Raw genomic sequence first — 12,253 nt, 5'->3', positions numbered from 1 at the left:
AGCCGGGGTAAAGGTCAATCGGGGATATAGGCGCTTTCCCGACCCGTGAAATGCCGGTAAACTCCGGGCTTTTTCGGGGCAGTATTACCCCAGCGGAGAAGGAACCTCCATGAAACGAATTCAGATGACCCCCCGCCCTGACTGGTGTTCCCAGGCTGAATCCTTCGGGTTCAGATTCCACACCCTGGAAGGCGAGCCTTACTGGGATGAAAGCGCCTGCTATCAGTTTTCTCTTCGTGAGATCGAAGAAGACATAGAAGCGCCGACCGAAGCGCTCCATGGCATGTGTCTTGACCTGGTTGCAGAGGTTGTCAGAAGCGAGCAACTGCTGACCCAGCTGGCCATCCCCGAAAAAGCCTGGGGTTTGATCGCCGACAGCTGGAAGTTCGCAGAGCCCTCTCTCTATGGCCGTATGGATTTCTCCTACGATGGCCATGGCCCGGCAAAATTCTATGAATACAACGCAGACACCCCGACATCGCTTTATGAAACCGGTTTTTTCCAGTGGCTTTGGCTGGAGCAGCAGATCGAGCGGCGCCAACTGCCGGCGGGCGCCGACCAGTACAACCGCCTGCAGGAAGCGTTGATTGAACGCCTGGAAATGATTGGCCGGGCAGGGCAGCCGCTTCATCTGGCCTGCTGCCGCGACCACCCTGAAGATGCAGGAACCATTGAATACCTTGCAGACTGCGCCGAACAGGCGGGCCTGAGGCCCTCAACCCTGTTCATGGATGACATCGGCCTTGGGCCTGACGGGCGTTTCATAGGGCTGGGCCATGCGCCGATTGACCAACTGTTCAAGCTCTACCCCTGGGAATGGATGTGGCAGGAGGCGTTTTCCGGCCAGATCGCGACCGGCGGCACCCAGTTTATCGAGCCACCCTGGAAACTGATTCTTTCCAACAAAGGCATACTGCCTCTGCTTTGGGAGCGCCACAAAGGGCACCCCAATCTGCTGCCTGCCTGGTTTGAAGGTGATAAAGGCCGCGCGCCGGATCTGGACCGCTGGGTTCGCAAACCCCTGTTTTCCCGCGAAGGCGCCAATATCTCCGTGGAAACACCCGTCGGCGTAGAGCAGCAGGTGGAAGGCCCCTACGGGAACATCCCCACCATCATCCAGAGCTGGTGCCCACCGCCCCAGTTTGCCGGCCACTACTGCCTGATCGGCAGCTGGGTGGTGGGGAAGGAGCCCGTAGGCATCGGCATCCGCGAAGACAACACCGCCATCACCCGCGACACCTCCCGCTTCATCCCCCACTGCATCACCGATTAACTCTTTTTTGGGGTCAGACCCCGGTGCATTTGGCCTGCCAAAATGCATCGGGGTCTGACCCCAACTGGCTGTTGCAAGACGCAACGAATGTGGTAAGTTGCAATATACAGTTTCAACCAGACAGGTGATTACCATGACCACTGCCGTTCGTCTCGATGATTTACTGGTTCGTCAGGCTGCTGCCGAGGGCGCCGTTCACCGGCGTTCGACCCCGAAGCAGATCGAGTACTGGGCCGAGATTGGTCGGGTGGTTGCCGGTGAGGTAAGCGCCGAGGACCTGATTGCGATTGTGCAGGGAATTCGCCAGATCGCGGTTTCGCCCGTGGTGGCAGAGCCTTTGACCAGTGAGGATTTATGGGCCGAGGTGGACCAGGCCCGGGAAAGCGGCGATCTGAGTCGCTCCATTGCCCGGGGGCGGGTTGTGTATCAGGCGGCTGATGATAAGCCCGGCTATCTGCAGGCTATTCATCCGGACGGTACCCGGGAAATCGGGCAATTCCGCAACGGGCGCTTCGAGGCACTGAACCCCCGTGACCATGCAGCCTGAATTGTGGCTGCTGGTTGGCGGTAATGGTGCCGGTAAAACCACCTTTTATGAGCAGTTTCTGGCCCGGCGCAAAATCCCCCTGGTCAATGCCGACAAAATCGCCCGAAGCCTTTGGCCGGACGCGCCTGAAAAGCACAGCTATGAGGCCGCGTTGATTGCACAAAAGGAGCGTCATCGCCTGCTCGAAGACCGCCAAAGCTTTTGTTTCGAAACCGTGTTCTCGCATCCGTCCAAAGTGGACTTTGTGGGCGCAGCCAAGGCAGCAGGGTTCCGAATCCGGCTGTTCTACTTCCACCTGGAGCTGACTTCGCTGAACAAGGCCAGGGTCGCCTCCCGCGTGAAGTCCGGCGGCCATAATGTACCGGCCGCCAAAATCGAGGCTCGCATTCCCAGAACCCTGGAGAACCTGCGCCAATGCATAGGGCTGGCAGATGAGCTGCACCTCGTGGATAACAGCAGCCTTGACCGGCCTTACCTGCGGGTAGCGGTCTGGGAAGCAGGGCAGTGGCGCAACTGCCAATCGGCCCTTCCAGACTGGGCGAAAAACCTCATCGATACCGAATAATTGGGGTCAGACCCCAAGACATTTCGCCCCGCCAAATGCACTGGGGTCAGACCCCATATCGGGTGTTCATTTCTTCGCGGAAGGTTTCGGTGCCCAGGGCTTTGCCGCTGATGGCGGTGTAAAAGATCAGATCGTCGGTGCCGGGCGGTGGCGAGCTTGCCACGAAGCTGCGATAGCTTGCCTGGCGAAGGTCCGGATCGGGTTGGTAGTTCAGGTAGCAGTCATGGGGTGTGTGCCACTTGGCCCGTAATCCGTAGGCGTGATAAAGGTAGCTGGACCACCGGTAATCCTCCGGATTGTCCACCATGCCGGCCTTGACGGGGTTCAGCTCGATGTATCGCTGGCACTGCAGAAAATAGCTTTCGGTATCTACCAGGCAGGACTTGAAGCGCCCCTCCCAGAGCGTGCCCGTTCGTTCGTACTTGAAGTTGAAGTACTGGGCGTAACGCTGGCCCAGGGCCTTCATAAAGCGGGACAGGGAATCATCTTTCCGCGGCGTGACCAGCAAATGGGTATGATTGTCCATCAGCACCCAGGCATGAATATCTACCTCGTGCTCTTTGCGGTACTTTGAAAGAAACGCCAAGTAGGCGCCCCGGTCAGCAGGGTCCTGGAAACACATCTGCCGGTTATTACCCCTCTGAATCACATGCTGAGGGATTCCGGCCGGACAAATCCTTTGTCGGCGTGGCATCTCACACTCCTTGTGAAAATTCGAGCGGTCAATCTGCCGCACCATAACCGTGATTTCAAGCCGGGGTCAGACCCCAGTGCATTTTGATGGAAGAAATGTGACGGGGTCTGACCCCAAATCATGTACCATTTGGGGTTGGCAAATGCATTGGGGTCTGACCCCAGAACGAAAGGTGATAGATGACCTGGTACGCGCTTCAGCACAAACCGGCACAGGGTGATCGCGCTGTGGAGCACTTGCAGAATCAGGGTATTACCTGCTTTTATCCAAAAGTCAGCGTGGAAAAAATCAAGGCGGGTAAGCGCACTAAACAGCTTGAAGCCCTGTTCCCCGGCTACCTGTTTGTCAACCTGGAGCAGACCGATCCCATGTGGGCCAAGTTGCGGTCGACCCGGGGGATTCTGCGTGTTGTCAGCTTCGCCAATAAACCCGCAAGCATTCAGGATGAGGTCATCGAGCACATCCGGGATGGCCTGCACACAGTGGCGGAGCAGGGCGGTATCAAGCCTGGCCAGGCTGTCGAGCTTGACGATGGGCCTTTCCGGGGCATCAGTGCCATTTTCCAGGCTTATGACGGCGAAGAGCGGGCAATCGTGCTGATCAGCTTCATGCAGAAACAACAACGGGTGACCGTGCCGGTCTCAGGCATCCACGCCCGAAACTGAATGCAACCTAAACACTTTCACAAAACTTAACTTCAAAAATAACCGAAACGCCCAATCTCAGGCCGTTTGTCACTTGCGTGACATCCATGATGCCGTAGAATCTTCACAAATCTGACACACACCATACTCAACCTGACAGGGAATAAGTCCAGGCACGTCTTCGCTGTTTTATTCGTCCCTGCCTTGCTCCTTTGAAACATGTAACTCTATGACCTCAAAACACTGGACCCTGGTCGGTGGGGCGGTAGCGTGCCTTTTCGTCCTTTCAATTGCCCCGGTTGCCACCGCTGCGCCCTGGCTGGAGCCTGGTGACAGCAGAGCGCGTTTCGCCATCCAGAAACTGGCCGATCGGGGGCACCTGGACAGAGTAGCCACCACCTGGCCGGTGTCATGGGCAGACATTCATAGTGGCGTCGACCAGTCATCACTGGCAGGCGACGAATCCGTCGCTGGCGCCTACGCCTACCTGGGTTTCGAAAAGGAACAAAACGCGGTACCGGGTTTCCGGGCAGAAGCGGCCATTTCTGGAATCAGCGAGTCCTTATTTTTTCAGGGATTCTCGGCATCCAACGCGGATCATCAGGGTGAACTCAAAGCCGACCTTCAGTGGCAGGGCGAATATTGGGCGTTTGGCGTCAGCCCCTCGGTTGCCCTCAATCCCGAAGACGATGAAACGCTCCGGTTTGACGGCAGCTACCTGGCAGCAACCGTCAGTAACTGGGTTGTCGGTGCTGGCGCGATTGACCGCTGGTGGGGCCCGGGCTGGAAACACAGCCTGATATTGTCGAATAACGCCCGGCCACTGCCTTCGGTCTGGCTGAATCGCAGCGAAACCGCCGCCCCTGAAACGCAGTGGTTACAATGGGTCGGACCCTGGCAGTTCAGCCTGTTCGCGGGGCAGTTGGAGAGCAACCGGGTGGTGCCAGATACAAAACTGATCGGTATGCGTTTTGGCTTTCGCCCGCTGGGAGGCCTGGATATCGGGCTGTCCCGAATCATGATGTTTGGCGGCGAAGGCCGGCCGGAAAATTTCTCAACCATCGTGGATATTCTGGCTGGAAGGGATAATTCGCAGGATGGCTCCGAGAATGACCCCGGCAATCAACTTGGCAGCATCGATATACGTTACGGCTTTGCGGTGGGCGACCAGAGCATGGGCCTGTATAGCCAGATGATGGGCGAGGATGAAGCCGGAGCCTTTCCCGCCCGCAAGTCCTGGCTCTTCGGTGCAGACTGGACAAGCTCGCTTTTCGCCCAGGACCAGCAGTGGTACCTGGAGTACGCCAACACTCTGGCCGACGATCTGCTGGGCGACCCGCTGCCTAATATCACCTATGAACACTTTCGGTACCAGACCGGCTACCACCATTACGGCCGCAGCATGGGCGCCAGCATTGATGGCGACGCGGAGGCCGTAACGTTCGGGGTGTTCAACTTCTTTCCCGATGGCAGTAACCTTGGCATGAACCTGACCGCAGCCAGCCTGAACCAGGACGGCTCCGTTGGTGCGACCGTTACAGATAGCGACGTCTTTGCCTTTCTGCCGACCAAAGATCAGGACGTTGCCATACTGGAAGCCAGCTACGGCACCCAATTCCTGAACGGCTGGCTGGACCTGACCGCCCAGGCCACCGATAAAAAAATTGAACTCCTAAGCGGCGAGAGAGACCAGTGGTCTGTCGGCGCCGCCTGGCGTTACCGCTTCTAAAAACTTTATTCTTTGAAACAGGGTCTGACCCCAAAAGGGGTCTGACCCTCTTATACTGACCCGTTCATAATTAACTGAGTCTTCATAGATTCTATGCCCCAGGACTAACAGTGAATCTAAAAAAACTTCTCTTCGCAGCCGCTCTTGCGTTGCCAGCTACCATCGCCGCCCAATCGATCAGCCAGTCCCAGATCGAACAGTTCAAGAACATGCCCCGATCCCAGCAGGAAGCCCTGGCTGGCCAGTATGGCATAGACCTGGAATCCATCACCGGCTCTGGCGGCATGCAGAACCAGCGCCCCCGGGATGTCGACGTGGTTGAACCCGTGGACGCCGTATCGGATCAGGAACGGCAACAGGCCCAGCGGCAAGGGCAGCAAGAACAACAGGAAAAAGACGATGAGCAAGACCGGAAAAACGGCGGCCTGAAACCCTTCGGCTATGACCTGTTCGCGGGCAGCCCCACCACCTTCGCCCCCGTAACCGAAATCCCCATCCCCAACGATTACACCCTGGGCCCCGGCGACGTGTTGCGGGTTCAGCTCTGGGGCAAGGAAAACCAGCAACTGGAGCTGCCCATCAGCCGGGACGGAACCATAAGCTTCCCCCAGTCCGGCCCGCAAACGGTCGCAGGCCTGACCTTTGACCAGGCCCGGCAGCAGATCAAGAAACGGGTGTCCGAACAGTACATCGGCGTACAGGCCAGCGTGAGCCTGGGCGAACTTCGCAGCATGCGCGTATTCGTGCTGGGTGAGGCCAGAAACGCCGGTTCCTACACAGTCAGTTCCCTGTCTACCATCACCAACGCCCTCTACGTGTCCGGCGGCATCCAGCGCACCGGCTCCCTGCGTAAGATCCAGCACAAACGCAACGGCGAACTGATTGGCGAACTGGACCTGTACGACCTGCTATTAAAAGGGGACACCTCCAACGACAACCGACTGCAGCCCGGCGACGTCATCTTCATCCCGCCCGTTGGTGACCGTGTAGGTATTGAGGGCGAAGTCTACCGCCCGGCCCTGTACGAGCTTAAAAACAACACCAGCCTGCAGGAACTGGTCAAACTGGCTGGCGGGTTGACCCCACAGGCCTACCCACAGCTGGTGCGTATTGAACGCAACAACGATGACTTCCTGCGCATCATTGCCGAAGCCAACCTGACCACTCAGAAAGGCAAGCAGGCAGCGGTGAAACCCGGTGACCGAATTGAAGTAGCCTCCATTTCAGAGATCACCGGGCAATACGTTGAAGTAACAGGCGCCGCCACACGGCCGGGCCGGTTTGCCTGGGTACCGGGAATGCGCATTAGCTCCGTCATTCCCTCCCTGAACAGTGATCTGCTGCCCGAAGCAGACCACCGCTACGCCGCCATCGTTCGGACCGATCCGGAAACCGACACCGTATCCGTCATCAACCTGCGTCTGCGGGATGCCGTCTCGAATCCCGGTGGTGCACAGGACATACGCCTGCAGGAAAAAGACCGGCTACTGATCTTCGCTGATGAAGGCAAAGTGAACGCGAAAAGCGAAGACCGTAACGAAAGCCAGGAAGAAGAGCTGCGCCGTCGAGGCACTGAGATTCAGAACGTGGAGGGCCAAGAACCCGACTACAGCCGCTTCAGCCGCGAAAGCCTGTTCGCCCCCGTGCTGGAACGCCTGAAATCCCAAGCCAGGCCCGGCGCCCCGCAGCAAACCATCCAGGTAACCGGCCCCGTGCGCTACCCCGGTGAATACCCGCTGCCCGCATCCAAACAGGTGGCAGATGCCATCTACGTCGCTGGCGGCCTGAAAGACTCTGCATCACTCTATACCGCAGAACTGGCAAGCTTCGAAGTGGACGAAGAAGGCACCGGAATAACCCGCATTCAGAACCTGGACCTTCAAGCCGTGATGGCCGGCGACGCATCGGTATCCCTGAAAAGCCGTGACCGCCTGCTGATCAAATCCATCCCCGAGTTCGCCCGTACCAGAACCATCGAACTGGACGGCGAAGTGCGCTACCCCGGGGAATACACCATCCGTGATGGTGAGACCCTTCGTGACGTCATCGAGCGCGCCGGCGGTTTGACCAGCAACGCTTTCCCGCAAGGCGCCGTATTCACCCGCGAAAAACTCCGCCAACTGGAAGCGCAACGACTTCAGGAAGCGGAAGAACGGCTACAGGGTGACTTGCTGGGAGTTCAACTAGAGGGCAACGACATAGGCGGCCAGAGCGCAGAACGCACCGAACAGGTACAGAAATTGTTGGATGATGTTCAGGAAGCCCGCCCCGTTGGAAGAATGGTGATCAACCTTCAAGCGGTGGTCAGCGACAGCGACTACCAGCCCATCCGCCTCCAGAATGGCGATACCCTGACCATTCCCGAAATACCCCAGGCTGTCAGTGTATTCGGCGAAGTCCAGTTCCCAACCAGCCACCTTCACACCGAAGGGCTGACGGTTGACGACTACCTGGAACGCAGCGGCGGCCCCACCCGCCAGGCAGACGAAGACAGGGTATACGTCGTGAAAGCAGACGGTTCCGTAATGCTGCCAGAGAAAAGCCGCTGGTTCGGCGGCCGCAGCCAGCAACTGGCGCCGGGCGACACCATCATCGTCCCAATCGACGTAGACCGCCTGAACCAGCTGGAACTGTGGACCAACGTAAGCCAGATCGTCTACCAAATGGCCCTAGGCGCCGCCGCCGTAGGCAATCTGTAAACGGCCAAAGGGCCAGAGGGTCTGACCCCAAACGGGGTCTGACCCAGCCACCACCCAAGCCAAACCAGGGCACAACCAACGTGGCCGAACAAACCAGCCCAGGGGTCTGACCCGACGAGGTCAGACCCCACAAGGCACCCAAGCACAACCAAGGAAAAATAAGTGGCCGAACCAACCACACCCCACTACCCAGACGACGAAATCGACCTCCGCGAACTCTTCGCCACCCTCTGGCGCGGCAAGTGGATCATCATCGCCACCACAATCATCTTCGCCGCAGGCGGTGTGTTCTACGCCCTCAGTAAGCCAAACATCTACCAGGCGAACGTACTCCTGGCTCCTTCGCAAGATGAAGGCGGAAGCCGAGGACTTGGCGGCCAACTTGGTGGCCTGGCTAGCCTAGCGGGCATCAACATAGGCGGGGGTGGGACCAACCAGACAGTCATGGCAAAAGAAGTCCTCCAGTCGCGTGCCTTTCTGACGGATTTCATCCATCGGCACAACCTTACTGTTCCCCTCATGACGACCAAAGCCTGGGACATGAGAAACGAAAAGTGGGTCATCGACCGGGAAGTTTATAACCCAGAAACTCAGGAATGGCTGATCGATCACGATGGCGAAAGCCTGAAGCCCACGGACTGGGATATGGTGAAAAAATTCAAAGAGAACCACCTGAGCCTGTCGGAAAACAAAGACACCGGCATGGTCAGCCTGAGGATTAAAAGCCAGGCACCCCCAGTGGCAAAGCAATGGGCCGAATGGCTGGTACAGGACATTAACGAACACATGCGAGAGCAGGATGTACAAAAAGCCGAAGCCCGCATTGATTACCTTGAAGCAAAGCTCAGTGAAACCAACATTGCCGGCATGCAGCAAGTGTTTTACCAGCTCATAGAAAGTGAAACCCGGACAGTCATGCTTGCTAGCGCTCAACAGGAGTACGTGTTCGAGACAGTCGATCCAGCCGTGGTTCCTCAGGAAAAAAGTGAGCCGAAAAGAGCGCTGATTGCGGTGATAGCCACAATGCTGGGCGGTATGCTTGGGGTATTCACAGTATTTATCCTGGCCTTTATCCGCTCAGGTAGAGGGCAGGCTGAAAGTGAAGATTAAAGCTGGACTCGATAAGAGGCCCTTATCGGTTTTATAAAGCCCTCAGTAACGAATTGGTTAGATGTTCGGATTTTCACCCTTGTAAAGCCCGTTTCCAGAAAATAGCAGAAATTATCCGGTGAAATTCGTATCCAGCCCTGGAAATTCAATCAGGTCAATTACTAACTTTGGATAGCATGTTTCCAAACAGTCGAAGTCATTGTTGGGTGAGACTCGTTTCCAGCTCTGGAAATTCAATCCGCTTCATTTCCAGCTTCGGAAAAGTGCTTTCCGAGTAATCTTACTGTTTGCGACCAAAAGTAAGTTTCCAGCTTTAAAAGTCGTTTTTCCAAATTTGGACGCATATAAATGGCTGTAGTTAATCGATACGATCAAGATCAAGCATGACTTCAGACCGAAACGAACGAATAGCCAAAAACACGCTGATGCTCTATGTCCGTCAGCTCCTGATCTTGTTCGTTAGCCTCTACACTGTCAGGATCGTTCTGGATGAACTGGGAGTAGAAGATTACGGCATCTATGGCGCTGTTGGTGCGCTCGTTGCCCTCAGTGCGTTCTTGCCAGGCTCACTGGCTCAAGCAACACAACGTTTTTTTTCCTTTGCATTGGGTGATCAAAACGATGAGCGACTCAAAAAGACATTTTCAGTAAATCTAGCTCTCTACGCCTCAGTAGCCCTGATAGCCTTTGTTGTCCTCCAGACAATTGGTCTCTGGTTTGTAAATACACGACTGGACGTTCCAGATGGCCGGTTTGAAGCTGCAAGCGCTCTTTATCATTATACAACGTTGACATTTTTGGTGAGCGTAGTTACCACCCCCTTCATGGCCATCATCATGGCTCATGAAGACATGAAACTATACGCCTATATATCGATTGTCGAAGCATTCATGAAACTGGGTGTGGTGTTCTTACTTCAGCACATCTCATGGGACAAGTTAGAACTGTACGGCCTGCTGGTGCTGTGTGTGAGTTTTGTCAATGCATTGCTCTATATCGGAATCTGCATTTACCGATATGAAGAATGCCAGCTCCGAAGAATCTACTGGGACTCCACTCTACTGCAGGAAATTATCAGTTTTACGGCTTGGACAGTGTTTGGGCAGATTTCAACCATCACCCGCACCCACGCTGTAACCATTTTATTGAATCAAAGCTTCAGCCCGACAGTGGTCGCGGCAAGAGCACTCTCAGTGCAGATCGCCAGTCAGGTAAACATATTCTCAGGAAACTTTAATGCAAGCTTGTACCCGCCCATTATAAAAAGCTATGCCGCAAACGAACGCGAGAACATGTTCGGGCTGATCACGGGTGGTTCGAAAATAACCTTTTTTCTGCTGTGGGTGTTTGCGCTGCCCATGATGGTCGAGATGGAAGCAATCCTCGGCATCTGGCTTACCACTGTTCCGTCTGACGCCGTCCTTTTTTCTCGACTGGGACTAATTGAAGCACTCATTCTGTCAGTGAGCATGCCGTTAACCGCAGCAGCCAGAGCCCCTGGAAAAATGAAAGCGTATGAACTCACGCTGGGCACTATTCAGATAGCGATATTTCTCACCGCTTGGGTGGTAATAGCTGGAGGCGCACCAGCCTACAGCGTGTTCATTGTGGCAATTATAGCCAACATTTTGATGTTCGGTGTCCGGCTTTACCTGGTTAACCGGCTCATTGGATTTCCGATGGGTGCCTTCGTGAAGCACACTGCAATACCGTTAATGGCTATGGTGTTCGTTACAGCGCTCCCGATTTCTGTCCTGAACCAGTTGTCGCCAGAAGGCTTTTGCTGGTCAGCGCTGGTAATATTTACTAGCTTCGTTGCATCTACTATTGCGATGTATTTCATCGGGCTCGACAAAGCATGGCGATTGAAAGTAATAAGTATGATTCGTTCACGGTTACCCAAGTTGCAAAGTGCATGAAAAATATTCTGGTTTTTGGTGGGACCGGTGCGATGGGCAAACACTTGGTGCAATTGCTTGCAGAGCTGGGCCACAGTGTCAGTGTCACAACACGCACCGCCCGAAAAGCAACCGCAAATATTGAGTACATCCAGGGAAACGCCAAGGATGACAGCTTCGTTGACCTGATACTGGCCCGCAAATGGGACGCGATTGTTGATTTCATGATGTACCCCACACTGGTCTTTGAGCAGCGGGCGCCAAAGCTATTGGCCGCCACTGACCAATATATCTACTTAAGTTCCGCCCGCGTCTATGCCGATTCTGCAGAGCCGATTCAGGAAGATTCGCCCCGGTTGCTCGACAGTTCAAACGATTCCGAGTTTCTTGTCACAGATGAATATTCGCTGGCGAAAGCAAGACAGGAAAACATGCTGAGGCAGTCTGGTCGCGACAACTGGACTATCGTACGCCCCTACATTACCTACAGTGAGCAGCGCCTGCAGTTGGGTGTGCTGGAAAAAGAAGGTTGGCTTTACCGTGCGTTAAAAGGCCGCACCATTGTTTTTTCGGAAGATATTGTGGCTAAGCTAACCACCTTGACCTACGGGTTCGATGTGGCCGATGCCATTACCAAACTGATTGGTGAGCCCCGGGCATTGGGAGAGACCTACCACATCACGCAGAGAGAAGCCGTCACTTGGCACGAAGTGCTGAATGTGTACCTTAACGTATTAGAGAAACTCCTCGGCAAGCGTCCCAAAGTACTGCTTCTTGGGTTAGACGACTTCTCTCGGTGTACGCGGGCAGAGTACCAGGTCAAATACGACCGCCTGTTCAAACGAACATTTAACAGTTCAAAAATTGCCGAGTATGTAGATGTGAAAGATTTTTTTCCGCTTGAGCAGGGGCTTACTCGCTGCCTAGAGGAGTTTTTAGAAAATCCACAGTTTTTGGCTATCGACTGGCGTTCGGAAGCTATCAAAGACCGTTACAGCGGCGAAGTAGCAAGCCTTACAGAGCCCGGTCACTTGAAGCAGAAGCTCAAGTACTTTATTTACCGATTTATCAAATCTTGAAAGCCAAGCTTGGTG

At 55.2% G+C, this 12,253-nt stretch carries 10 protein-coding genes; 9 read left to right on the top strand and 1 reads right to left on the bottom strand.

The features are described 5' to 3' along the window. Positions 1-109 precede the first annotated feature (109 nt). The 3 genes from E5Q11_RS06535 to E5Q11_RS06525 all read left to right on the top strand — a co-directional run bounded on the left by E5Q11_RS06535 (position 110) and on the right by E5Q11_RS06525 (position 2,385). Positions 110-1,273, top strand: coding sequence for a glutathionylspermidine synthase family protein (locus E5Q11_RS06535; protein ID WP_135802612.1), 1,164 nt, complete (start codon positions 110-112; stop codon positions 1,271-1,273). A gap of 133 nt (positions 1,274-1,406) precedes the next feature. Then, positions 1,407-1,820, top strand: a complete 414-nt coding sequence (locus E5Q11_RS06530; RefSeq protein ID WP_135802611.1) for a TA system antitoxin ParD family protein — start codon at positions 1,407-1,409, stop codon at positions 1,818-1,820. Then, positions 1,810-2,385, top strand: coding sequence for an AAA family ATPase (locus E5Q11_RS06525; protein WP_225314860.1), 576 nt, complete (start codon positions 1,810-1,812; stop codon positions 2,383-2,385). The genes E5Q11_RS06530 and E5Q11_RS06525 overlap by 11 nt, the downstream gene beginning before the upstream one ends. A gap of 46 nt (positions 2,386-2,431) precedes the next feature. Here the strand turns inward: E5Q11_RS06525 and E5Q11_RS06520 are convergent, their stop codons facing one another. Then, positions 2,432-3,034: an REP-associated tyrosine transposase gene (locus E5Q11_RS06520; RefSeq protein WP_263641504.1), complete on the bottom strand. Its 603-nt coding sequence runs from the start codon at positions 3,032-3,034 to the stop codon at positions 2,432-2,434. Positions 3,035-3,258: 224 nt separating this feature from the next. On the opposite strand from E5Q11_RS06520, the gene rfaH reads away from it, so the two are divergent. The 6 genes from rfaH to E5Q11_RS06490 all read left to right on the top strand — a co-directional run bounded on the left by rfaH (position 3,259) and on the right by E5Q11_RS06490 (position 12,238). After that, positions 3,259-3,744 carry a transcription/translation regulatory transformer protein RfaH gene (rfaH, locus tag E5Q11_RS06515; RefSeq protein ID WP_135802609.1) on the top strand — a complete coding sequence of 162 codons (486 nt, stop codon included), beginning with the start codon at positions 3,259-3,261 and terminating at the stop codon, positions 3,742-3,744. A 208-nt stretch (positions 3,745-3,952) separates the two neighbouring features. Then, a complete protein-coding gene (locus E5Q11_RS06510) occupies positions 3,953-5,452 on the top strand; it encodes a capsule assembly Wzi family protein (protein ID WP_135802608.1) in 1,500 nt (499 codons plus the stop codon). A 110-nt stretch (positions 5,453-5,562) separates the two neighbouring features. Further along, positions 5,563-8,151, top strand: a complete 2,589-nt coding sequence (locus tag E5Q11_RS06505) for an SLBB domain-containing protein (RefSeq protein ID WP_135802607.1) — start codon at positions 5,563-5,565, stop codon at positions 8,149-8,151. 162 nt (positions 8,152-8,313) lie between these two features. Next, complete coding sequence (locus E5Q11_RS06500; protein ID WP_135802606.1) at positions 8,314-9,261, top strand: Wzz/FepE/Etk N-terminal domain-containing protein; 948 nt, start codon at positions 8,314-8,316, stop codon at positions 9,259-9,261. Positions 9,262-9,644: 383 nt separating this feature from the next. Beyond that, positions 9,645-11,180 carry an MATE family efflux transporter gene (locus tag E5Q11_RS06495; RefSeq protein WP_225314858.1) on the top strand — a complete coding sequence of 512 codons (1,536 nt, stop codon included), beginning with the start codon at positions 9,645-9,647 and terminating at the stop codon, positions 11,178-11,180. Continuing rightward, positions 11,177-12,238: an NAD-dependent epimerase/dehydratase family protein gene (locus E5Q11_RS06490; protein ID WP_135803352.1), complete on the top strand. Its 1,062-nt coding sequence runs from the start codon at positions 11,177-11,179 to the stop codon at positions 12,236-12,238. Before E5Q11_RS06495 ends, E5Q11_RS06490 begins: the two co-directional genes overlap by 4 nt. The last annotated feature ends 15 nt before the right edge of the window (positions 12,239-12,253 follow it).

It is taken from the genome of Marinobacter confluentis, assembly GCF_004785685.1.
GTDB lineage: Bacteria > Pseudomonadota > Gammaproteobacteria > Pseudomonadales > Oleiphilaceae > Marinobacter > Marinobacter confluentis.
This window is presented reverse-complemented; position numbering and strand designations above follow the sequence as displayed.